This window comes from Streptomyces sp. NBC_00775 (assembly GCF_036347135.1).
Lineage (GTDB): Bacteria > Actinomycetota > Actinomycetes > Streptomycetales > Streptomycetaceae > Streptomyces > Streptomyces lutosisoli.
The window spans coordinates 4,300,643-4,322,384 of record NZ_CP108938.1 but is presented as its reverse complement, the minus strand read 5'-3'; the positions used below and the strand labels follow the sequence as shown (position 1 = coordinate 4,322,384).

General features: G+C 70.1%; 24 protein-coding genes and 4 tRNA genes. 20 read left to right on the top strand and 8 right to left on the bottom strand.

Annotated elements, in window-relative coordinates; translation table 11 throughout:
* Window positions 1–69 precede the first annotated feature (69 nt).
* The 4 genes from htpX to OIC96_RS19215 are packed head-to-tail and all read left to right on the top strand — an operon-like array spanning window position 70 to window position 3,116.
* Window positions 70–933 carry a zinc metalloprotease HtpX gene (gene htpX, locus OIC96_RS19230; RefSeq protein WP_327430912.1) on the top strand — a complete coding sequence of 288 codons (864 nt, stop codon included), beginning with the start codon at window positions 70–72 and terminating at the stop codon, window positions 931–933.
* Window positions 930–1,322 carry a YccF domain-containing protein gene (locus tag OIC96_RS19225; RefSeq protein WP_330306668.1) on the top strand — a complete coding sequence of 131 codons (393 nt, stop codon included), beginning with the start codon at window positions 930–932 and terminating at the stop codon, window positions 1,320–1,322. Before htpX ends, OIC96_RS19225 begins: the two co-directional genes overlap by 4 nt.
* A gap of 33 nt (window positions 1,323–1,355) precedes the next feature.
* Window positions 1,356–2,498 (top strand): barstar family protein, encoded by a 1,143-nt coding sequence (locus OIC96_RS19220; RefSeq protein WP_330306669.1) that lies wholly within the window; start codon window positions 1,356–1,358, stop codon window positions 2,496–2,498.
* A 51-nt stretch (window positions 2,499–2,549) separates the two neighbouring features.
* Complete coding sequence (locus OIC96_RS19215; protein WP_330306670.1) at window positions 2,550–3,116, top strand: SMI1/KNR4 family protein; 567 nt, start codon at window positions 2,550–2,552, stop codon at window positions 3,114–3,116.
* Between the two features lie 158 nt (window positions 3,117–3,274).
* Here OIC96_RS19215 and OIC96_RS19210 read toward each other — a convergent pair whose 3' ends face one another.
* Entirely contained in the window at window positions 3,275–4,519 is a 1,245-nt protein-coding gene (locus OIC96_RS19210; RefSeq protein WP_330306671.1) for an APC family permease, read from the bottom strand.
* Between the two features lie 191 nt (window positions 4,520–4,710).
* Between OIC96_RS19210 and OIC96_RS19205 the strand changes: the two genes are divergently transcribed.
* Window positions 4,711–4,977, top strand: coding sequence for a GlsB/YeaQ/YmgE family stress response membrane protein (locus tag OIC96_RS19205; RefSeq protein ID WP_330306672.1), 267 nt, complete (start codon window positions 4,711–4,713; stop codon window positions 4,975–4,977).
* A 123-nt stretch (window positions 4,978–5,100) separates the two neighbouring features.
* Here the strand turns inward: OIC96_RS19205 and OIC96_RS19200 are convergent, their stop codons facing one another.
* Complete coding sequence (locus OIC96_RS19200; protein ID WP_028805132.1) at window positions 5,101–5,589, bottom strand: YajQ family cyclic di-GMP-binding protein; 489 nt, start codon at window positions 5,587–5,589, stop codon at window positions 5,101–5,103.
* 202 nt (window positions 5,590–5,791) lie between these two features.
* Between OIC96_RS19200 and OIC96_RS19195 the strand changes: the two genes are divergently transcribed.
* Window positions 5,792–5,873 (top strand) — tRNA-Tyr (locus OIC96_RS19195).
* A gap of 375 nt (window positions 5,874–6,248) precedes the next feature.
* A complete protein-coding gene (locus OIC96_RS19190) occupies window positions 6,249–6,461 on the top strand; it encodes a hypothetical protein (protein ID WP_330306673.1) in 213 nt (70 codons plus the stop codon).
* Between the two features lie 97 nt (window positions 6,462–6,558).
* On the opposite strand, the gene OIC96_RS19185 is transcribed toward OIC96_RS19190, so the two are convergent.
* Window positions 6,559–7,215 (bottom strand): SDR family oxidoreductase, encoded by a 657-nt coding sequence (locus tag OIC96_RS19185; protein WP_330306674.1) that lies wholly within the window; start codon window positions 7,213–7,215, stop codon window positions 6,559–6,561.
* A 65-nt stretch (window positions 7,216–7,280) separates the two neighbouring features.
* Between OIC96_RS19185 and OIC96_RS19180 the strand changes: the two genes are divergently transcribed.
* A complete protein-coding gene (locus tag OIC96_RS19180) occupies window positions 7,281–8,393 on the top strand; it encodes a hypothetical protein (protein WP_330306675.1) in 1,113 nt (370 codons plus the stop codon).
* A gap of 262 nt (window positions 8,394–8,655) precedes the next feature.
* Here OIC96_RS19180 and OIC96_RS19175 read toward each other — a convergent pair whose 3' ends face one another.
* Window positions 8,656–9,906: an amidohydrolase family protein gene (locus tag OIC96_RS19175; RefSeq protein WP_330306676.1), complete on the bottom strand. Its 1,251-nt coding sequence runs from the start codon at window positions 9,904–9,906 to the stop codon at window positions 8,656–8,658.
* A 438-nt stretch (window positions 9,907–10,344) separates the two neighbouring features.
* Here OIC96_RS19175 and OIC96_RS19170 point away from each other — a divergent pair.
* From OIC96_RS19170 to OIC96_RS19150, 5 genes are all read left to right on the top strand, one after another.
* A tRNA-Thr gene (locus OIC96_RS19170) sits at window positions 10,345–10,417 on the top strand.
* A 46-nt stretch (window positions 10,418–10,463) separates the two neighbouring features.
* Window positions 10,464–10,536 (top strand) — tRNA-Met (locus tag OIC96_RS19165).
* A gap of 88 nt (window positions 10,537–10,624) precedes the next feature.
* Entirely contained in the window at window positions 10,625–10,789 is a 165-nt protein-coding gene (gene rpmG, locus OIC96_RS19160; RefSeq protein ID WP_004571794.1) for a 50S ribosomal protein L33, read from the top strand.
* 79 nt (window positions 10,790–10,868) lie between these two features.
* A complete protein-coding gene (locus OIC96_RS19155; RefSeq protein WP_327430949.1) occupies window positions 10,869–11,321 on the top strand; it encodes a MaoC family dehydratase N-terminal domain-containing protein in 453 nt (150 codons plus the stop codon).
* A 1-nt stretch (window position 11,322) separates the two neighbouring features.
* Window positions 11,323–11,751 carry a MaoC family dehydratase gene (locus OIC96_RS19150; RefSeq protein WP_330306677.1) on the top strand — a complete coding sequence of 143 codons (429 nt, stop codon included), beginning with the start codon at window positions 11,323–11,325 and terminating at the stop codon, window positions 11,749–11,751.
* Between the two features lie 178 nt (window positions 11,752–11,929).
* On the opposite strand, the gene OIC96_RS19145 is transcribed toward OIC96_RS19150, so the two are convergent.
* Window positions 11,930–12,868: a PhzF family phenazine biosynthesis protein gene (locus OIC96_RS19145; RefSeq protein ID WP_330306678.1), complete on the bottom strand. Its 939-nt coding sequence runs from the start codon at window positions 12,866–12,868 to the stop codon at window positions 11,930–11,932.
* Window positions 12,869–13,163: 295 nt separating this feature from the next.
* Between OIC96_RS19145 and OIC96_RS19140 the strand changes: the two genes are divergently transcribed.
* From OIC96_RS19140 to OIC96_RS19125, 4 genes are all read left to right on the top strand, one after another.
* A complete protein-coding gene (locus OIC96_RS19140) occupies window positions 13,164–13,733 on the top strand; it encodes a TetR/AcrR family transcriptional regulator (protein ID WP_330306679.1) in 570 nt (189 codons plus the stop codon).
* Between the two features lie 127 nt (window positions 13,734–13,860).
* Window positions 13,861–15,309 carry a DHA2 family efflux MFS transporter permease subunit gene (locus OIC96_RS19135; protein WP_330306680.1) on the top strand — a complete coding sequence of 483 codons (1,449 nt, stop codon included), beginning with the start codon at window positions 13,861–13,863 and terminating at the stop codon, window positions 15,307–15,309.
* Window positions 15,310–15,330: 21 nt separating this feature from the next.
* The gene (locus OIC96_RS19130; RefSeq protein ID WP_327430954.1) at window positions 15,331–15,711 is read left to right on the top strand and encodes a DUF3291 domain-containing protein; all 381 of its coding nucleotides are present in this window, start codon (window positions 15,331–15,333) and stop codon (window positions 15,709–15,711) included.
* A gap of 249 nt (window positions 15,712–15,960) precedes the next feature.
* The gene (locus OIC96_RS19125) at window positions 15,961–17,016 is read left to right on the top strand and encodes a UDP-N-acetylmuramate dehydrogenase (RefSeq protein ID WP_330306681.1); all 1,056 of its coding nucleotides are present in this window, start codon (window positions 15,961–15,963) and stop codon (window positions 17,014–17,016) included.
* Here OIC96_RS19125 and OIC96_RS19120 read toward each other — a convergent pair.
* Window positions 17,013–17,645: an NAD(P)-dependent oxidoreductase gene (locus tag OIC96_RS19120; protein WP_330306682.1), complete on the bottom strand. Its 633-nt coding sequence runs from the start codon at window positions 17,643–17,645 to the stop codon at window positions 17,013–17,015. The genes OIC96_RS19125 and OIC96_RS19120 overlap by 4 nt on opposite strands.
* Before the next feature lie 136 nt (window positions 17,646–17,781).
* Here OIC96_RS19120 and OIC96_RS19115 point away from each other — a divergent pair, with 136 nt between their 5' ends.
* Entirely contained in the window at window positions 17,782–18,420 is a 639-nt protein-coding gene (locus tag OIC96_RS19115) for a TetR/AcrR family transcriptional regulator (protein WP_330306683.1), read from the top strand.
* A gap of 183 nt (window positions 18,421–18,603) precedes the next feature.
* Here OIC96_RS19115 and OIC96_RS19110 read toward each other — a convergent pair whose 3' ends face one another.
* Together OIC96_RS19110 and OIC96_RS19105 are read right to left on the bottom strand one after the other, a co-directional pair.
* Window positions 18,604–19,644, bottom strand: a complete 1,041-nt coding sequence (locus OIC96_RS19110; RefSeq protein WP_330306684.1) for an adenosine deaminase — start codon at window positions 19,642–19,644, stop codon at window positions 18,604–18,606.
* A gap of 131 nt (window positions 19,645–19,775) precedes the next feature.
* On the bottom strand, window positions 19,776–21,002 hold the full coding sequence (locus tag OIC96_RS19105) for a pyridoxal phosphate-dependent aminotransferase (RefSeq protein WP_330306685.1): 1,227 nt from the start codon (window positions 21,000–21,002) through the stop codon (window positions 19,776–19,778).
* 248 nt (window positions 21,003–21,250) lie between these two features.
* On the opposite strand from OIC96_RS19105, the gene OIC96_RS19100 reads away from it, so the two are divergent.
* A tRNA-Trp gene (locus tag OIC96_RS19100) sits at window positions 21,251–21,323 on the top strand.
* A 107-nt stretch (window positions 21,324–21,430) separates the two neighbouring features.
* Window positions 21,431–21,712: a preprotein translocase subunit SecE gene (secE, locus tag OIC96_RS19095; RefSeq protein WP_067367170.1), complete on the top strand. Its 282-nt coding sequence runs from the start codon at window positions 21,431–21,433 to the stop codon at window positions 21,710–21,712.
* Window positions 21,713–21,742: the final 30 nt, after the last annotated feature.

The window sequence follows — 21,742 nt, the reverse complement described above, 5'->3', positions numbered from 1 at the left end:
CACTGAAGAGTGGAAGCAGAGCATCAGCAAGCAAAGGGTTCCCCTGCCGCACCACTTGGAGGGCGTACCGTGCACCGCCGGCACAACGGGCTCAGGACCGCCGTACTCCTCGGGGGACTGTCCGCACTCATCATCGTCATCGGCAGTTTCTTCGGGCGTACCGGTCTCATCGTCGCGCTGTTCATCGCGATCGGGACGAACGCGTACGCGTACTGGAACAGCGACAAGCTGGCTCTACGCGCGATGCGCGCGCGCCCGGTGAGCGAATTCGAGGCCCCGGCCCTGTACCGCATGGTCCGCGAGCTCTCCACCCAGGCCCGTCAGCCCATGCCACGTCTGTACATCTCGCCGACGGAGGCGCCGAACGCCTTCGCGACAGGCCGCAACCCGCGCAACGCGGCCGTGTGCTGCACAGAAGGCATCCTGCGCCTGCTGGACGAGCGTGAGCTGCGCGGTGTCATCGGCCACGAGCTCAGCCACGTCTACAACCGCGACATCCTGATCTCCTCGGTCGCGGGAGCCCTGGCCTCCGTGATCATGTTCCTGGTCAACTTCGCCTGGCTGATCCCGGTCGGCCGGTCGAACGACGACGACGGTCCCGGCATCCTCGGCATGCTGCTGATCATGATCCTGGGCCCGCTCGCCGCATCCGTCATCCAGCTCGCCATCAGCCGTTCCAGGGAGTACGAGGCGGACGCGTCCGGCGCCCAGCTCACCGGCGACCCCCTCGCCCTCGCGAGCGCGCTGCGCAAGCTCGACGCGGGCACCAAGCAGCTGCCGCTGCCCCCGGAGCCGCGCATCGAGACCGCAAGCCACATGATGATCGCGAACCCCTTCCGCCCGGGACAGGGAATGTCGAAGATGTTCTCTACGCATCCGCCGATGGCGGAGCGCATCGCCCGGCTCGAGCAGATGGCAGGTCGTCACAAGTGAAGACAATTCTGAACGTCATTTGGCTCGTCCTGAGCGGCTTCTGGCTGTTCCTCGGATACTTGGCCGCCGGTGTGCTGCTCTGCATCACCATCATCGGCATTCCCTTCGGCATCGCGGCGTTCCGCATCGGTGTCTACGCCCTGTGGCCGTTCGGCTATACGACGGTGGAGCGCCAAGACGCGGGCGCGCCGTCCTGCATAGGCAACGTCCTGTGGCTGGTCCTCGCGGGCTGGTGGCTCGCCCTCGCCCACATCGTCACGGGCATCGCCCTGTGCATCACGATCATCGGCATCCCGTTCGGCATCGCCAACTTCAAGCTCATCCCGGTCTCGCTGCTCCCCCTGGGGCGCGAAATCGTACGCACGGACCAGCCGTTCGCGTCGCGCTAGCGGGTGAGCTCGGGGGTGGAGCCGCCCAGGGACGTGCTGCTTTCGTACGACGCCGAAGCCGAGTTCGACGGCGAGGACGGGTACGAGGAGACGTGGGCCCTGTGCGCCGACGCCGAGGGTCTCTTCGGCGATCCGCCCCCTCCCGCGCGCGGAACGTACGAACTGCTCGGATGCGCACCCGAGGGCGAGTTGAGCACCGCCCTCGCACGCGCGCGTGCCGGGGGTTCCGCACCGCTCGGCACCCTCGCCCTGGAAGCCCTCGACAAGAAGAGCGAGCGCGTGGGCGTAGGGCTGTGGCAGCTGGACGACGTACGCGTCCTCGGCGACCGCCCGTGCGCGCGTGACCTGTCGCTGCGCGACATCACGATCGAGGCGTCCGAGTCCGAGGACAACGCGTCCGACTATCCGCAGTGCCCGCCGCTCTCCCCGGGCTACCGGATTCTCAGCGCCGAGGAAGCCCTGTGGGGCACCTGCAAGGACCTGGCACACGTCCGATACGAACCCGAACTGACAGAACCCCCGCTGCGGCTGCTCGGCTGCTCCCCTCGCGGAACCCTCCAGACGGCGCTGAACGCGGGCGAGGAGGACCTGGGACACGTGAAGGTGCTCCGCCTCGACGCGCACGGCCGCACCGTCCAGCCGGCCGTGGAGGGCGAACTCACCGCGTGGATCCCGTCAGCGCGCGGCCGCGGCCTGATCGACCTCACCCTCGAACCGTGGTCGGAGCGCCCGCCGAACGCGGCCTCCGAGGTCTGGGACCTGTGGTGGCGGGGCCGCCCGTCCGAGCCCAGCCTCTGGGCCCGATGCAGCCCCGAGGGCCGCGACTTCTGGCTCGGCACCGCCCGGGACAACCGCGTACACGGAGAGCCGGACGATCCCCCCGGCGTCACCTACCACCTCGACGGCCGCCACATCATCGACGAGCGCGGCTTCTTCTGCGCACTCGGCGAAGCGGTGAACGGCCCCGGCGGGTACTTCGGCTGGGGCCTCGATGCCCTCAAGGACTGCCTGCGCGGCCGCTGGGGTGCCGAGCCGCCGTTCACGCTCGTCTGGCATGACGCGGACGTCGCCCGCGGCTGCCTCGGCGTCACCCCGCACACCGGCTACCGCCCGCTGACCTTCGAAGAACTGCTCGCCTTCCTCGCCGAAAAGCGCGTCGACGTCCGTCTCGACTGAGGGTTGTCCACAGGCTGCCCGATTGTCAGTGGCGCGCTGCATCATGAACCCATGACCGAAATCGAGCAGTTGCTGGCACGGGTCGCTGCGGAGGCCCGTAACACCCGCCCGTGGGGCTGGCCTTCGCTCCCCGAGCCCGTGGACGAGGCCGCGCTCTCCCGCGCCGAGGCCGCCCTAGGCTTCGCCCTGCCTCCCCTGCTCGCCGCGCTCTACCTGCGTATAGGGGACGGCGGATTCGGTCCGGAATACGGCCTGTTGCCCCTGCTGGACAGCCCTCCGTCGGGCGAGCCGGCGGTCGTTCCGCAGTACCTCGCCAACCGCGAGAGCGGCCGCAAGGACCCCGACTGGCCCTGGCCCGAGGACGTCCTGCCGATATCCCACTGGGGCTGCGGAATGTACGCGTGCGTGGACTGCCAGAGCCCCGAGGGCCGGGTCCTGCTCTTCGAGCCGAACGCTGACGAGGCCGACGACGCCTGGTACGTGGACGCACCCGATCTGGCGACCTGGCTGCACACCTGGCTCGACGGCACGGGATGGTACGAGGAGTCCAACGACGGTACGGACATGGACCCGTGGCCCGACTTCCGCATACGCACGGCGGCGGCACAGGCCTCCTAGCCCACCGTCTTTCCTGCGGGGGCGGCGCGAGGGCGCGGAAGCGGGCCACACCGTCGGCGCCGACGGTGGCGTACCGCGACCCCGTCGTGGGCGCAGACGGTGGCGCGCCCGCGACTCCATCGTCGAGACAGGCGATGGCTGCCCGTGACCCGTTGCGGCTACCGCGAAGCCACCCACCGTCGTGCGCCATACGCCGCGGCCCCGACCACCAGCACAGCCGTGCCCACGACCACGGAAACCACCGGCAGCGCGAACGCCAGCGTCACGCACCCGACGAGTCCGACCACCGGCACCACCCGCGCAGCCGGAGCCGAACTCAGCGTCCAGGCAGACGCGTTGGCCACCGCGTAGTACGCCAGCACACCGAAGGAGGAGAACCCGATCGCGCCCCGCACATCCACCGTCGCGGCCAGCACGGCGACCACCGCGCCCACGGCCAGTTCTGCCCGGTGCGGCACTTGGAAGCGCGGATGTACGGCGGCCAGGGCGCCCGGCAGATGATGGTCACGAGCCATGGCCAGCGTCGTCCGCGAGACGCCCAGGATCAGGGCGAGCAGCGAGCCGAGCGCGGCCACGGCGGCCCCCACCCGAACCACCGGCACGAGCCCCGGCGCACCGGCCGCCCGCACCGCGTCGGCCAGCGGCGCCGAGGCCTGCCCGAGCCCACCCGACCCGAGCACGGAAAGGACAGCCACCGCGACCGCCGCGTACACCACGAGCGCGAGGCCCAGAGCCAAGGGGATCGCGCGCGGGATGGTGCGCGCCGGATCCCGTACCTCCTCACCGAGCGTCGCGATCCGCGCGTATCCGGCGAACGCGAAGAACAGCAGCCCCGCCGCCTGAAGCACCCCGCCCGCGCCGGCGGAGAGCCCGATGTCCAGCCGCCCGGCGTCTGAGGCGCCCGAGCCGAGGCACACGACCACCACGGAAGCGAGGACCGCCAGGACCACCGCCACGATCGCCCGCGTCAGCCAGGCCGACTTCTGTACGCCGCCGTAGTTCACTGCGGTCAGGGCCACCACGGCCGCGACCGCCACCGCTTGCGCTTGCTCCGGCCAGACGTACGCGCCCACGGTGAGCGCCATCGCCGCACAGGAGGCTGTCTTGCCGACGACGAACGACCAGCCCGCCAGATACCCCCAGAAGGCCCCGAGTCGCTCCCGCCCGTACACATACGTGCCACCGGAGGCGGGATACAGGGCCGCCAGCCGCGCCGAGGCCATCGCGTTGCAGTAGGCCACCACGGCGGCGACCGCGAGGCCGAGCAGCAGACCGGATCCGGCCGCCCGCGCCGCGGGGGCCAGCGCCGCGAAGATCCCGGCACCGATCATCGAACCGAGCCCGATGACCACGGCGTCCCCGACGCCCAGGGTGCGCCGCAACTCGGATTCGGACTGTGTCATGGGCCGCACCCTACTGATCAGTGCAACCGACAGGCGCCGAGGAGACGTCCTGCTCTTCAACACGGCACCAACACACGTGCGACCTACGGCAGGCAACATCCGCGCAGGCGCAGGCGGATTCACAGCCCGGCCGGACCGACGTCACAGCGCCGGGACAGTGTGGGCACAGCGCGGAAGGGCAGGTTCAGGGCATGGGCATCATCAGCTGGATCATTCTGGGGCTGCTGGCCGGCGCCATCGCCAAATTCCTGCTGCCGGGACGCGACCCGGGCGGCTTCATCGGAACGACCCTCATCGGCGTCGCCGGCGCGTTCATAGGCGGCTGGATATCAGCCCGCTGGCTGGACCACCCCATCACCAAGCAGTTCTATGACGGAGCCACCTGGGCCGCCGCGATCGGCGGTTCGCTCGTCCTGCTGGTCGTCTACCGCATCCTGTTCGGCGACTCGCGCCGCTGAGCACGTACCCCTGAGACCGCGGCCAGCAGGCGAGAAGGGTGGGCACTCCGGTGCCCACCCTTCCTCGTACGCGCAACGAACCGACCGCGGGGGCCGGTTGACGAGCCACCGCCGGCGGTCGTTCTACCGGTAGTTCACGAACTGCAGCGCGAAGTCGAAGTCCTTGCCCTTGAGCAGGGCCTGCACGGCCTGCAGGTCGTCACGGCTCTTCGAGCTGACGCGCAGCTCGTCGCCCTGCACCTGTGCCTTCACGCCCTTCGGGCCCTCGTCGCGAATGATCTTCGCCACCTTCTTCGCGTTCTCCTGGGAGATGCCCTCCTCGATCGACGCGAAGATCTTGTACTCCTTGCCGGAGAGCTGGGGCTCACCGGCGTCCAGCGCCTTCAGCGAGATGCCGCGCTTGATCAGCTTGGTCTCGAACACATCGAGGATGGCCTTCACCCGCTCCTCGGAGTTCGCCTCCATCAGGATCTTCTCGCCGGACCAGGAGATGGAGGCGCCGACGTTCTTGAAGTCGTAGCGCTGCGAGATCTCCTTGGCGGCCTGGTTGAGGGCGTTGTCGACCTCCTGCCGCTCGACCTTCGAGACGATGTCGAAACTGGAGTCGGCCATGTCCTGTGGCTCCTTGTATCGGGGTGCGTAGGGGCGGCCGTCGAGCCCGGCGTAGGCCCCCGGCCGCATCCGCATAAGCCTAGCCACCCCCCTCCCTCCAAGCGTCGATCAATTGGGTGGCGAAGCACCCCCGAGCATCAGGTATCGTTTACGTCGTTGCCACGGAGCACCGCCGAAAAGCGGGTCTCACGGCAGCAACCCCGGCGGTGTGCCCGAGCGGCCAAAGGGAGCAGACTGTAAATCTGCCGGCTCAGCCTTCCCAGGTTCGAATCCTGGCGCCGCCACATGAAGGTAGACCCCCTCCGAACTGCGATTTCGCGGTTCGGAGGGGGTTTCTTCATGTGTGGGGTCCTATTCGGTTGGCGACGCTCGTGGGCGGTTGGGATCCTCTCCCGCATGGCCAACTGGGCAACCTTCGTCGTCCTGTCGGACGACGGCGGTCATGAGGTGTACGAATCCCGCTTCGGAGCGGTCGGACTCGATATCGATCTGCTCGCGGGGCCCGGGGCCGTGCTGCCGTTCATCCGTGCCAAGAGTCGCGTGGAGGGCCCATGGCGGGACGACACCACTCCGTGCCCGTGCGGAGATCCGGGAGGAGGCGCGCTGTCACTGGAGCCGCACGCCGATACGACCTGTCGCCCACGGGGCACACTGATCCCATGTCATCGCGTCGCAGGAACTGCCCCGAGTGCCGTCGACAGATCGCCGTCGTCGCGGGGCGGTTCGCTCGGCATGATCCGCCGGGTGCGCGGGGGAGCGGGGAGCTGGTCTCGTGTCCGGGGTCGCGCCGGCAGGCGCAGCTCGGGGCGGCTCAGCCGGCGCTGGACGGGTACGCCGTTGCGGAGTTCCCCGGGCAGCTTCCGCTGTTCTGACCGACCGGGCACCCGACCGGGCACCCGACCGGGCACGGCATGCCAGGGACCCCGCGCCCGCTCCTCGCTCCTTGGCTTCCCCCTGGCTCCTCGCCGCCTAGTTCCCCGCGACCGACTTGATCGCCACCGAGATCGGCGTCGAGCCGCTGATCAGTTCCAGGGTCAGGCCGGCTGTCGCCGGGGTGTCCACCAGTTCGGCGAGGGCCGCGGCGACGTCGTCACGGGGGATGGCGCCGCGGCCCGTGGACGCCTCCAGGCGTACGAGGCCGGTGCCGGCGTCGTCGATCAGGCTGCCGGGGCGCAGGATCGTCCAGTCCAGGCCCGTACGGCCGCGAACGTACTCGTCGGCCTCGCCCTTGGCACGCAGATATGCGTCGAAGACGTCGTCGCCCGGGTGCGCCGGGTCCGCGCCCATCGAGGAGACGACCACATGACGGCGTACGCCCGCGCGTTCCGCCGCGTTCGCGAACAGGACGGCGGCGCCCCGGTCCACCGTGCTCTTGCGGGCCACGCCGCTGCCCGGGCCCGCGCCCGCCGCGAAAACGGCCGCGTCCGCGCCCTGCAGATGCGCGGCGACCTCCTCCACCGAGGCCGACTCCAGATCGCACAGGACCGGCTCGGCGCCGGCCGCCCGCAGATCGTCGCCCTGTTCGGCGCGGCGGATGATCCCCGCGACCTCGTCGCCGCGCGCGGCGAGCAGCCGCTCCAGCCGCAGCGCGATCTGACCATGACCTCCAGCGATGACAATGCGCATGTTTCCGACCGTACGCCCGGACGGACGCGTTCGCCGCACAACCCTGTGGACAACTCGTGTGTCACATGTGTGATCCATCGAATGAGCGAACGAGGGGATGTCGTGCGAACCCGCACGGCACCGCAGAGGAGACCATCATCACCGCCATACGCAAGACCGTCACCGCGGCCGGCTGCGCCGCCGTCCTTCTCGCCACGGCGGCCGCCTGCGGCACGGTCCAGAACCTCACCGCCGGGCAGAAGGTGGACCACGCCGTCGACCGGCTCGGCGAACAGAAGTCGCTCGCCTTCCAGTTGGACCTCGACGCGGACTCCGACGCGCTCACCGCGCTCGCGGGGGACTCCGGCTCGGACGATGCCATCCCGCCCGAGGCCGCGAAGTTCCTCAGCGGGCTGCGCGTCGACGTCGCCGTCAAGTCGAAGAAGGCGCTGGCCGATTCGGGCGAGAAGGACCTTATCGGCACGAGCATGAAGATCACGGGGGCCGACGGCGTCCTGGTCGAGTACCGGATCGTCGGCGACTTCACGTACTACCGCGTCGACATGAAGGCCGTCGGCGAGGCGATGGGCATTCCCATGCCGACCGCCGACGAACTCCCGGACAGCGAGAAGGAGTTCAAGCACGTCCTCGAAGGCGACTGGGTGAAGATGAACACCCGCGACCTGGAGAAGGCCCAGAAGTCCTCGCAGGGCTCCGCGAAGGGAGCGGACGGCGCCGGCGACGTCGACGCCAAGACCCAGCGGAAGATCGTCAAGGCCGTACGCGGTGTCATCGCCCACGACGTCACCTTCCGTGCCAAGGACGGCAGCGACGGCACCGAACACGTCATCGCCAGCGGCAACTTCCGTACCCTGATCAGGGGCGTCTTCGACAAGCTCCGGCCGCTTCAGGGCGACCTTCCGGCGGGTGCGGACCTCCCCTCGGACAAGGAGCTCAAGGACGCCCCGAACAAGAAGGTCGCCGTCGACTTCACGCTGAAGAATGGCGACCTCACCCAGGTCAAGGTCGACCTCGCCGTCCTCGCCGAGAAGCCGAAGGCCACCAAGCTGCCGCTGGTCCTGAAGTTCTCCAAGGCGGGCGACATCAGCGCGCCGTCGGGGGCCACCGAGATCCCCGCGGACAAGATGCCCGGGGGCAGCCCCCTCGGTGGCGGGCTGTTGGGCGGCAGCGAGCTCTGAGGACTCCGGCCCGCCGGTGGCACCGGCGGGCCATCACCGGGCACGCGCGCGTGGACGTTACGAGTGGACGTACAGACGTACAGACGTACAGACGTACAAAAAGCATCCACGCGCGCGTGGGGCCTTCAAAGGACACCCACGCGCGCGTGACGGCCTTCAAGGCGCCAACGCGCCCCCCACGCGCGCGTGACGGCCTTTGACGGCCCCCCACGCGCAGGCGGGGGGCCGTCAAAGGCCGCTTCCCATAACCGCTCTCCTATGACTACGACGGTTCTCCCCGCCCCTGCCGAGGCAACTCCATCCCCGCAGCGGCCGCCGAGTTGCAGTACTCCCGCACCGCGCTGGTCCGCGCCACCACGCGCCCCCGGTGCACCACGATCCGGCTGTACGCCAACGACAGCGCCCCCGCGAGCCGATCCCCGCGCACGGCGAGCAACTCGGCCGGAAATCCAGCCTCCACGCGCACCTCGGGCAGTCCGAGCGCGGCCCGGGCGCCACAACTCACCGCGTCGTAGGCGTCCGTGGGCCGCAGCCCGTACCGCGAGGCCAGCAGATACGCGGCCTCCAGCGGGTCGCCGCGCCCCACCGGGTTCGATACGTCGCGCAGGGCGCCGCTGCCCGCCGCGACCCGTACCCCGGCCGCCCGCAACAGCCGTACGGGAGCGGTCCCGCGCCGTTCCACGGCCCCGCAGCCGCCCTGCGGCAGGCACACCACGGTCACGCCCGCCGCGGCGAGCTGGTCGGCTGCCCGGGAGGCCGTCTCCGAGGGCAGCCGACCGAGCCCGCCGCACGGGCCGAGCGTCACCCCGGGGCGCAGCCCGCCGGCCATCGCCGCGAGCCGGGCGAGCCGGGCGGGGTCCGCGCCGTCCGTGTGCAGGTCGACCGGGCAGCCGTGCTCGGAGGCGAGCTCCAGGATCGCCTCCACGTACCCCGTCGGATCGGGGTCGGCGTCCGGGCAGCCGCCCACCACGGAGGCGCCCATCTTCACGGCGTCCCGCAGCATGGCCAGTCCGTCGGCCCCGGCCACCCCGGTCAGCACCCGAGGCATCGCCACCGCCGTCAACTCGGCGAGCCCGCGCAGCGAACGGCGCACCTGGAGCACCGCCGCCAGCGCGTCGAGCCCCTGTACGTCGCCGACGTGCACGTGCGAGCGCAGTGCCGTCGCGCCGTGCCCGAGTTGCAGCAGCGCGGCCTCGGTGGCCCGGCGCTGGACCTCCTGGGCGTCGTACGCGAGGGGGCCGTCGCCCTCGGCCGTCAGGGCCGTGTCGCTGTGGGCGTGGGGCTCGGCCGGGGCCGGCAGGAGGAGGTAGCCGTCGAGGTCCACCTTCGCCGCGAGGGCCCCGTGGGCGCCTCTCGTCAGGCTCCCGGCGGTGCCGACCGCCTCGATCCGTCTGCCGCCCAGCCGCACGTCCACGGTCCGGCCGTCGGTGAGCCGCGCCCCGCACAACAGGAGCGTGGCCGTGTCGGTCTGTCCCGAACGGGAGTGGGGTGGCTGCGGCTGACTGTCGGGCATCGCGCTCCTGGGGCTCGGGGGCGGCTGCGGGAGGGGCGACTGCGGAGCGTGAGGACACAAGATCACGCAGCGTGAGTCGAGCCTAGGGCGGCGATCCGTCCGCGTCGGGGAGGAGCGCAATAGTCGTACCGGTGTGGTCCGTAGCCGTATCGGTGTGGTCCCGCGGCTCGTATCCCTGGTGCTCCGCGACTCGTATCCGTGGTGTTCCGCGGCTCGTACCCGTGTGGTCCCGCGGCTCGTACCCGTGTGGCCGCCCGGGCGAGGGCGGGCCTCGGGCATGGGCGGGAACGCTCCTGTGATCGGTGGTGATCCGTGGTGCGTGAGGGGCTCGTGAGCGGCTGCGGGAACGCGCGGGAAACGGCCGGGAACAGGCCGGGGCGGGTGCCGCGAAACGGATTTGGGCGATCGGCGGCCGACCGTGTAATGTCTTCATCGCTCGCCCCAATAGCTCAGTCGGCAGAGCGTCTCCATGGTAAGGAGAAGGTCTACGGTTCGATTCCGTATTGGGGCTCTGGTGGGTGAGGTTCCCGTCGCAAGGCGGGACCTGATCCCATCAAAGCGGTGTAGCTCAGTCGGTAGAGCAAGCGGCTCATAATCGCTGTGTCACCGGTTCAAGTCCGGTCACCGCTACTGACAGTAGCCGATTGTGGGGTCGGTCCTTCGATCGGCTACTCTTTTATGCGTTAATCGTCCCATCCGTTCGTCAAGGAGCACTCCTGTGGCTGCCACCGACGTCCGCCCGAAGATCACGCTGGCCTGCGTGGAGTGCAAGGAGCGGAACTACATCACCAAGAAGAACCGGCGTAACGACCCGGACCGACTGGAGATGAAGAAGCACTGCCCGCGTTGCAACGCGCACACCGCGCACCGCGAAACGCGATAAATCAGGCTCGTACACGAGGCCGTCCCCTTCACGGGGGGCGGCCTCGCGTCGTTATGGAGAACCAGGAGGTGCCGAGCCCATGGCGCTCGACCAGTCCTTCGTGGGGCGGTCCTACCCGCCCACCGACCCCTATGAGGTCGGCCGGGAGAAGATCCGCGAGTTCGCGGAGGCCGTCGGGGACAGTAACCCTGCGTACACGGACCCGGAGGCCGCCAAGGCGCTCGGCCACCCCGATGTGATCGCCCCGCCGACTTTTGTGTTCGCGATCACGTTCAAGGCCGCGGGCCAGGTCGTCCAGGACCCGCAACTGGGCCTCGACTACAACCGCGTGGTGCACGGCGACCAGAAGTTCGCCTACACCCGCCCGGTGCGCGCGGGCGACCGGCTCACGGTCACCTCGACCATCGAGTCGATCAAGTCCCTGGCGGGCAACGACATCCTGGACATCCGTGGCGAGGTTCACGACGAGGCGGGCGAGCATGTCGTCACGGCCGTCACCAAGCTCGTGGCGCGCGCGGCGGAGGTGGGCTGACATGACCGCGAAGATCTCTTACACGGACGTCGAGGTCGGCACCGAGCTGCCGGCCCAGACGTTTTCCGTGACTCGTGCCACGCTCGTGCAGTACGCCGGTGCCTCCGGGGACTTCAACCCGATCCACTGGAACGAGAAGTTCGCGGTCGAGGTCGGTCTGCCCGACGTCATCGCGCACGGCATGTTCACCATGGCCGAGGCGATCCGCGTCGTCACCGACTGGGTCGGCGACCCGGGCGCGGTCGTCGAGTACGGCGTCCGCTTCACCAAGCCCGTCGTCGTCCCGAACGACGAAAAGGGCGCGACCGTCGAGGTCAGCGCCAAGGTCGGTGCCAAGCTCGACGACAACACCGTTCGCGTCGACCTCACCGCGACCAGCGCGGGTCAGAAGGTCCTGGGCATGTCGCGCGCGGTCGTACGACTGGCGTGAACGGGCAGCGCGGACAGTAGCTGTGCGTGAAGTAATGCGGAGCGCGGGCTGTTGCCGTGTGTGAAGTGGCGCACAGCCCCGGCGGTAGTCGTGTGAGGTAACGCATGGCGTCGGCCGTGGTCGTACGTGAAGTAAGTCGTACGTGAAGTAAGGGGCGCTCGCCATTGGCGGGCGCCCCTTACTGATGATTCAGCCGGACCACCCGGGTGAGTCTCGCGGCGCCGCCCAGGTGGATCACCGGCCCCGCTGGGCCGGGCTGTGCCGTGGCGGTGATCGTGGCCGGGCTGCCCAGCGAGTCGCCCATGTCCACGGCGATACGGGTGATGCCCCGACCGGCCAGATGGGCGGCGAGGCAGGCGGTGCTGTTGGCGTTGGCGATGTCCTCGGGGACGCCGATCGACGGGGCGAACATACGGGCGGCCGCGCGGCCCGTGGGCTCCGGCACGGAGTAGACGTAGCAGCCGAGGAGGCCCAGCCGGTCACAGGCGGCGCGGAGAGCACCGGAGTCCGGGGTGAGCGCGGCGAGGGCGGACCGGGTGGTCAGGGGCACCAGCAGACGCGGCCGTCCCACCGAGGCGACGGCGGCACCGGGCGCCAGCGTGTCCCGGGTGATTCCGAGAGCGGTGAGCACGGCCCCGCACTCGGTCTCCGTGGGCTCCCGCAGATCCACGGGGCCCGGTTCGAAGGCCGCGTTCACCGATGCCCCCTGAGACGTCCCCTCAGGGGTCTCGGGTGTCCCGTCGCGTGTCCCGTCGCGCAGGGACCAGCCCTCGAAGACGCGTCCCGAGGCGTTCAGAAGGGTCCGGTACTCCTCGCCTCCGGCTCGTGCGGCGAGAAAGGCCAGGGCGGCGACCGTTCCATGGCCGCAGGCCGGCAGCTCTCCCTCGGAGGTGAAGAAGCGCAGGGAAACCGCCGCACCGCTGTGCTGGGCGCCGGACGGGGAGACGAAGACCGCATGCGATGTCCCGGCCAGCACGGGCACGAGACGACGCTGCTCATCGCTGAGCGCCGTCTCGTCCAGCACCGCCGTCGGGCTCCCGCCGCCGCCGTTCCGCAGACATGCGTCCACGATCGCGACGGGCAGTCCCTGGGCGAGGGGCAGTTCATGCGCACTCATCGGCAGCCGGCCGGCACGGCAGTCAACATCACGCCAAGCAACGTACCAAGTAGGCGACTTGGGAATCCTGGACGCCGGTCTGCGGATCGCCGGAACGCCGGATCGGCCAGTCCGGATCGGCCAGTCCGGCTCGCCCGCCCGGCCCGGCAGAGAGTCCGGCCCGGCAGAGAGTCCGTCGGCAGAGAGTCCCCCGTCGGGGACGCGGCGACTCCGGCCGGGCGCCTCCTCGGCCCAGCCGACCGACGTCCCAGAACCCCCCTTGACGTAGTTAGTGATTGAGTACTAACTTAGTCGCATGGTCAGGATGAGCGCAGAAGAGAGGCGCGAGAGCGTCATCCGCGCGGCGATGAGCGAGTTCGCCCGAGGCGGCTACTACGGCACGTCCACCGAGGCGATCGCCAAGCGTGTGGGTGTCTCGCAGCCGTATCTCTTCCGGCTCTTCCCGGGTAAGAAGGCGATCTTCCTCGCGGCGGCGGAGCGCTGCATGGAGCTCACGCAGCGCACCTTCGAGGAGGCCTCCAAGGGGTTGGAGGGCGAGGAGGCCCTGCATGCCATGGCGAACGCGTACGTGAAGGTCATCGCGGAGCAGCCCGAATGGCTGCTCATGCAGATGCAGATGTACGTGGCGGTGTCGGCGGCCGAGGAGGCCGGCGACCACGAACTCGGTGAGGCGGTGCGGGCCGGCTGGATGCGGCTGTGGGACACCGTTCATGTGCCGCTCGGGGCCGATGTGGACGAAACCGCGACGTTCATGGCGTACGGAATGCTCATCAACTGCCTGGTGTCCATGGGGTTTCCGCCCGAGCACCGGGTCTGGGAAGGGCTCTACCCGTCGGCGCGCGTCACGGGCCGGCTGGAGAAGTAGGGCGGAAGCAGGGCGAAAAGCAGGGCAGGGAAGGCGGAGATCGGCGCCTTTTCGTGGGCACGTTCATGGGCGCAAAAGTTAGTCATCAATAACTAACCGTTGGCAGTAATCACGCTCTGGGGGAGCGATGTCACAGCAGACCGCACAGACCACACGTCGCGGGGGAGCCGTCTGGGCCCTCGTCATCACCAGCGTCGCCGGATTCATGGCGGCCCTCGACAACCTCGTCGTCACCACCGCACTGCCCTCCATCCGCAAGGACCTCGGGGGAGCGCTGGGCGACCTGGAATGGACCGTGAGCGCCTACACGCTCACCTTCGCCGTGCTGCTGATGTTCGGCGCGGCTCTGGGTGACCGGTTCGGCCGCCGTCGGCTCTTCATGACCGGACTCACCGTCTTCACCGGCGCGTCCGCCGCCGCGGCCCTGGCGCCGGGCATCAACTCCCTGATCGCGGCCCGTGCGGTCCAGGGCGTCGGCGCGGCCATCATGATGCCGCTCACCCTGACCCTGCTGACCGCCGCGGTCCCGGTCGCCAAGCGTGGGATGGCGTACGGGATATGGGGCGCCGTGAACGGACTCGCGGTCGCCTCCGGACCCCTCATCGGCGGCAGCCTCACCGAGCATGTGTCCTGGCAGTGGATCTTCTGGCTGAACGTCCCGCTGGGCCTGGCCGTGCTGCCGCTCGCCCGGCTGCGGCTCGCCGAGTCGCACGGCACCGGCGCACCGCTGGACATCCCCGGCACCCTGCTCGCCAGCGGCGGTCTCTTCGGCATCGTCTACGCCCTGATCCGCGGCAACATCGACGGCTGGACCAGCGGCCCCGTGCTCACCGGCCTGATCGCGGGCGGTGCGCTCCTCGCCGGCTTCGTCCACCACGGCATCCACAGCAAGAACCCGATGCTGCCGATGCGCCTCTTCCGCAGCCGCGCCTTCTCCGCGATCAACGCCGCGAGCCTGCTGATGTTCGTCGGGATGTTCGGATCGATCTTCCTGCTCAGCCAGTTCCTCCAGGGCGTCGTCGGCTACTCGCCCACCGAGGCGGGTCTGCGGATGCTTCCCTGGACCGGGATGCCGATGATCGTCGCCCCCATCGCCGGATACCTCTCGGACCGGATCGGCGGCCGCCCGGTCGTCACCGTCGGCCTCGCGCTGCAGGCCGTCGGGCTCGGCTGGTTCGCCGTGATCGTGTCGCCCGACGTGTCGTACGCCGCGCAGCTCCCCGCTCTGATCATCAGCGGGATCGGTATGGCGCTGTACTTCGCCCCGGCCGCGAACCTCGTGATGTCCAGCGTCCGCCCGTCCGAGCAGGGCATCGCCTCCGGCGCCAACAACGCCCTCCGCGAGGTCGGCGGCGCCCTCGGCATCGCGATCCTGGCCTCGGTCTTCTCGGCCCAGGGCGGCTACGAGTCCGCACAGCGCTTCGTGGACGGGCTCTCGCCGGCGCTGTGGGTGGGTGCGGTGCTGGTCGGCGTGGGAGCGGTGGCCGCGGCGCTGCTGCCCCGGCGGCAGCTGGTGACCGAGACGCCGGTGGCTGCCTCGGCCTCGGCGCCCGCTCTCGAAACCGTCTCCCACTGAAACCCCGGAAGGAGCCTCGCGATGCCTACTCTGCCCTGGACCGTGCCGAACACGCCGCCGCTCCACGCCGAGGTGCACGTCATGGCCTCCCGGTTCGAGACCCGCACCTTCTGGGGAGCGCTCCGGTTCCTCGTACGGACGCCGGGCGTGTGGCGCCAGGTCGGCAAGGCGCCCGGCGCGTACGGCGCCTCCCTGAAGGCGGCGCCCCTGCGGCGGACCTTCTGGACCCTGTCCGCCTGGGAGTCGCCCGCGGCGCTCAAGCAGTTCGCACGCTCCGGCGCGCACGCCCCGTCCGCGGGCGGCCTCCGGACCCAGATGAAGGACGCGACCTTCCTCACGTGGACGGCGTCCGCCGACGAACTGCCCCTTGACTGGGCGCAGGTGCTGCGGCGCTTCGACTGAGCCGCGGATGAGCGGGAACGGCCCTGCCCTGACGGGCGGGGCCGTTCGCGTGCGGTGCGCGCTGGGGGCGTGAACTCGCACACCGCGCGCCGGGGGTGTGGAGTCTGGAGTTCGGGCGCGGGGGAGGGGCGTGATCTTGTGTCTTGCGCCCGGGGCGTGCGCTCATGCCTTGCGCGCCGGTGGTGCGATCCCATGCCTCGCGCCCCCGGGTGGCCAGGCGATCCCCCGCCTTCTCGTAGTCTTGGGCCCGTGCAGGAACTCCACGATGCCCCGCTCGCCCCGCTGACCACCTTCCGGCTGGGGGGTCCCGCGACCCGGCTGATCACCGCCACGACCGACGCCGAGGTGATCGCCGCCGTGCGCGAGGCCGACGACGCCGGTACGCCGCTGCTGGTCATCGGCGGTGGATCGAACCTGGTCATCGGCGACAAGGGCTTCGCCGGGACCGCCCTGCGCATCGCGACGAGCGGCTTCGCCCTCGACGGTACGAGGCTGGAGCTGGCGGCGGGCGAGGTGTGGACCGACGCGGTCGCCCGCACCGTCGAGGCCGGGCTCGCGGGCATCGAGTGCCTCGCCGGTATCCCCGGCTCCGCGGGTGCGACGCCGATCCAGAACGTGGGCGCGTACGGTCAGGAAGTGTCGTCGACCATCACCGAGGTGATCGCGTACGACAGGAAGACGCGCGAGACGGTCACGCTGACGAACGCCGACTGTGCGTTCTCGTACCGCCACAGCCGCTTCAAGGCCGACCCCGAGCGCCATGTCGTGTTGCGCGTCCGCTTCGAGCTGGAGGACGCGGAGGGCCTGTCGGCGCCGATCAAGTACCCGGAGACGGCTCGCGCGCTGGGCGTGGAGGCCGGGGACCGGGTGCCGCTGGCCGCCGCCCGCGAGACGGTTCTCAAGCTGCGCTCGGGCAAGGGCATGGTGCTCGACCCCGAGGACCACGACACCTGGTCCGCCGGGTCGTTCTTCACCAACCCGATCCTCACGGACGAGGAGTTCGCCGCGTTCCACGCGCGCGTGAAGGATCGGCTCGGCGCGGACGCCATGCCGCCCGCGTATCCGGCGGGCGACGGCCACACCAAGACCTCCGCGGCCTGGCTGATCGACAAGTCGGGCTTCACCAAGGGCTACGGCAGCGGGCCCGCCCGGATCTCCACCAAGCACACGCTCGCCCTCACCAACCGGGGCGAGGCCACCACCGAGGATCTTCTCGCGCTGGCCCGCGAGGTCGTCGCCGGCGTCCGCGACGCCTTCGGGATCACACTGGTCAACGAGCCGGTGACCGTCGGAGCCGAGCTCTAGTAGGCCACGCCCACCCCCTGCTTCACCGTCCCCGCGTCGTCGATCATCGCCAGCATCGCGTGTGCCACATCGGCGCGGCCGATGAACCGGCCCTTGAGCGGGAAGCTGCCGACAACCGTGCGATACGTGCCGGTCACCGGCTTGTTCTGGAGGCGTGGCGGGCGGACGACCGTCCAGTCGGTCGCGCTGCGAGCCAGCTCGTCCTCCATCTCCTTCAGGTCGGCGTAGACGTCCTTCAGGATCCCGGAGATCACGCCTCGCATGGCACGGTCGACGAGTGCGGAGCCCTCCGGGTCGGGGCCGACCGGACTCGCGCTCACCACCAGCAGCCGCCGCGCGCCCTCCGCCTCCATGGCGCCCAGCACCGTACGGGTCAGCCGGGCCGCGACCCCGGCGTCCTTGCGGCTGCGGGCGCCGAGTCCAGAGAGGACCGCGTCCCTTCCCGCGACCGCCGGGCGCAGCGCCTCCGGGTCCGTGAGGTCGGCACGGAACACCTCCAGGCCCGCGCCCGTGACCGTCAGCCGCGCGGGGTCCCGTACGACGGCCGTGACCTGGTGGCCCGATTCCAGGGCCTGCCGGACGATCTCCTGGCCGATGCCGCCTGTGGCACCGAAGACGGTGAGTTTCATGGCCTGCTCCCCTTCCGCTCCCCGTAGATGGATGAGTGGTGGGTGAGTGTTCACTCACCACTCCACCTCCTAGAGTGGGTAAGTACTCACCCACCCGTCAAGCTTGATTGGTTGCGTCATGGAATCCTTGGGCCCCATGCAGCAGAAATCCGCCGCGGAGCCCGCGCCGCAGAAACCGGCCAGGATCCGCATTCTCGACGCGGCGCACCAGCTCATGCTCACCGTCGGACTCGCCCGCGCGACCACCAAGGAGATCGCCAAGGCGGCGGGCTGCTCCGAAGCGGCGCTCTACAAGTACTTCACGAGCAAGGAGGAGCTGTTCATCCGCGTCCTGCAGGAGCGACTGCCCACACTGGGTCCCCTCCTGGGCAGGCTCACGGCGGAGCCGGGGGAGCGCACCGTCGAGGAGAACCTCACGGAGGTCGCCCGCCAAGCGGCCCTCTTCTACGAGCAGAGCTTTCCGATCGCCGCCTCCTTGTACGCGGAAACGCAGCTCAAACGCCGCCACGACGCGGCCATGCGGGCCATGGGCGCGGGCCCGCACATGCCCATCAGAGGCGTCGACGCGTATCTGCGCGCGGAACAGCGGGCCGGGCGCATCCACCCCTACGCCGACACCTACGCGGCCGCGTCACTGCTCCTCGGCGCGTGCGCCCAGCGGGCCTTCGCGTACGACTCGACGGAGGAGGGCGAGCCGCCGCCCCTGGACACCTTCGCCCCGGCCCTGGCGCGCACGCTGCTGCGGGGTATCTCCGTTGCCGAGGGCCCTTACTGAGCCGCGCACTCGCCCCATGAGGCACTCCCCACGCACCCGCGGTCGGCGACGCACGGAAGGGGCCGTACCGGTACGTCCAGCCCGTCGCTTACGTGGTTATGGGCAAGTTCATGCTGTGGAAGCAGGCAGTAATGCCCACCGGCGACGGTGGACGTACCGGCACGGCCCCGACCCACCACCTCATCAGCGCTCGCGAGGCGCGACCGGACCGCTGAGCCAGTCGTCCACCCCGGCCAGCAGCTTCGCCCGTACGTCCGCCGGGGCGGCCGAGGCGCGGATGGACTGCCGGGCCAGCTCGGCCAGTTCCGCGTCCGTGAAGTCGTGGTGGCGGCGGGCGATCTCGTACTGGGCGGCCAGCCGGGAGCCGAAGAGCAGAGGGTCGTCGGCGCCGAGGGCCATCGGGACGCCTGCCTCGAAGAGCGTGCGCAGGGGGACGTCCTCCGGCTTCTCGTAGACCCCCAGAGCGACGTTCGAGGCCGGACAGACCTCGCAGGTCACCCCGCGGTCCGCGAGCCGCTTCAGCAGCCGCGGGTCCTCGGCGGCACGCACCCCGTGGCCGATCCGCGAGGCGCCCAGGTCGTCCAGGCAGTCGCGGACGGAGGCCGGCCCGGTCAGCTCGCCGCCGTGCGGAGCGGACAGCAGCCCGCCCTCCCGCGCGATCGCGAAGGCCCGGTCGAAGTCCCGCGCCATGCCCCGCCGTTCGTCGTTGGAGAGCCCGAAACCGACGATGCCCTGGCCCGCGTACCGCACGGCAAGGCGGGCCAGCGTACGGGCGTCCAGCGGGTGCTTCATCCGGTTCGCGGCCACCAGGACACGCATCCCGAGCCCGGTCTCGCGCGCCGTCGTGTCCACCGCGTCCAGGATGATCTCCAGGGCCGGGATCAGACCGCCCAGGCGAGGTGCGTACGACGTCGGATCGACCTGGATCTCCAGCCACCCCGAGCCGTCCTTGAGGTCCTCCTCGGCGGCCTCGCGCACCAGGCGCCGAATGTCCTCGGGGTCCCTCAGGCACGACCGCGCGGCGTCGTACAGCCGCTGGAACCGGAACCAGCCGCGCTCGTCCGTCGCCCGCAGCTTGGGCGGCTCCCCGCTGGTCAGCGCGTCGGGCAGATGGATCCCGTGCTTGTCGGCCAGTTCCAGCAGGGTGGTGTGCCGCATCGAACCGGTGAAGTGCAGGTGCAGATGGGCTTTTGGCAGTTCAGAGACATCACGTACGCGCTCCATCCCAGGATCTTGCCGTACGTGGATGGCGTGCCGGTAGCGCTTTCCCTGATCGGGGGCTTGCCCGAACGAAGAAGCGGGCCGCCTCCCCGAAGGGAAACGGCCCGCACACGCACGCGTGGAGCGCGAAAACGTCAGTCCCGCGCCTCGGCCAGCAGCTTCTGGATCCGGGAGACGCCCTCGACGAGGTCCTCGTCACCCAGGGCGTACGACAGACGCAGGTAGCCCGGCGTGCCGAAGGCCTCGCCCGGGACGACCGCGACCTCGGACTCCTCCAGGATGAGCGCGGCCAGCTCGACCGTGTCCTGGGGGCGCTTGCCGCGGATCTCCTTGCCGAGGAGGGCCTTCACCGAGGGGTACGCGTAGAAGGCGCCCTCGGGCTCCGGGCAGAGCACGCCGTCGATCTCGTTCAGCATGCGCACGATGGTCTTGCGGCGGCGGTCGAAGGCCTCGCGCATCTTCGCGACGGCCGTCAGGTCCCCGGAGACGGCGGCGAGCGCGGCGACCTGGGCCACGTTCGAGACGTTCGAGGTGGCGTGCGACTGGAGGTTGGTCGCGGCCTTGATGACGTCCTTCGGGCCGATGACCCAGCCCACGCGCCAGCCGGTCATCGCGTACGTCTTGGCGACGCCGTTCACGACGATGCACTTGTCGCGCAGCTCGGGGACGACCACCGGGAGGGAGTGGAACTCGGCGTCCCCGTAGACCAGGTGCTCGTAGATCTCGTCGGTCAGGACCCACAGGCCCTTCTCGGCGGCCCAGCGGCCGATCTCCTCGATCTGCTCGCGGGTGTAGACCGCGCCCGTCGGGTTGGACGGGGAGACGAAGAGCAGCACCTTGGTGTTCTCGGTGCGGGCGGCCTCCAACTGCTCGACCGAGACGCGGTAGCCGGTGGTCTCGTCGGCGACCACGTCCACGGGGACACCGCCGGCGAGACGGATCGACTCCGGGTACGTCGTCCAGTACGGCGCCGGGACGATGACCTCGTCGCCCGGGTCGAGGATCGCGGCGAAGGCCTCGTAGATGGCCTGCTTGCCGCCGTTGGTGACGAGGACCTCGGCGGCCTCCACCTCGTAGCCGGAGTCGCGCAGGGTCTTCGCGGCGATCGCGGCCTTCAGCTCGGGCAGACCGCCGGCCGGCGTGTAGCGGTGGTACTTCGGGTTCGAGCAGGCCTCGATGGCGGCCTGGACGATGTAGTCCGGGGTCGGGAAGTCCGGTTCACCCGCGCCGAAGCCGATCACCGGACGCCCGGCGGCCTTCAGGGCCTTGGCCTTGGCGTCCACGGCGAGAGTGGCGGACTCGGAGATCGCGCCGACTCGGGCGGAGACCCGGCGCTCGGTGGGAGGGGTTGCAGCGCTCATGGGCCCCATCGTTTCAGACCGGAAACGCCCCCGGCACGCGGGTTTCACAGACTGAACATCGGCAGAACATTCATCCGGATCCGGACGGCTCACCAGTCGATCTTCGGCGGACAAAGCCCGTACGGACACTTTCTGTTCGACGACCGGCCCCGGACCACGTACACTCTCACCTCGTTGGCCTTCACGGGCCGCACTCATCCGGTGCACACCGAGCACTCGGGCGGATGCGGTACGTTGGGGGAAATCAAAGGGTCGTAGCTCAATTGGTAGAGCACTGGTCTCCAAAACCAGCGGTTGGGGGTTCAAGTCCCTCCGGCCCTGCTACACACTCCTTCGCCAGGATGTGTGCGCATGTACGTACTGCAATGCACCGCCGTGCGGCTCAACCGGGCGCGGCACGGCCACGACCCGGAATCAGGTGAGGACGAGTGACGGACGCCGTGGGCTCCATCGACATGCCTGATGCCGAGGCGCCCGAGTCCCAGAAGAAGGCTCGCAAGGGCGGTAAGCGTGCCAAGAAGGGCCCGCTGAAGCGCCTCGCCACCTTCTATCGCCAGATCGTCGCGGAACTCCGCAAGGTCGTCTGGCCGACTCGCAATCAGCTGACGACGTACACCACAGTGGTGATTGTGTTCGTCGTCATCATGATCGGCCTGGTGACCGTGATTGACTATGGGCTCAACCACGCCGCCAAGTACGTCTTCGGCTGAGCCGAGAGCGAAGGGCGCCGTCACCGGCGC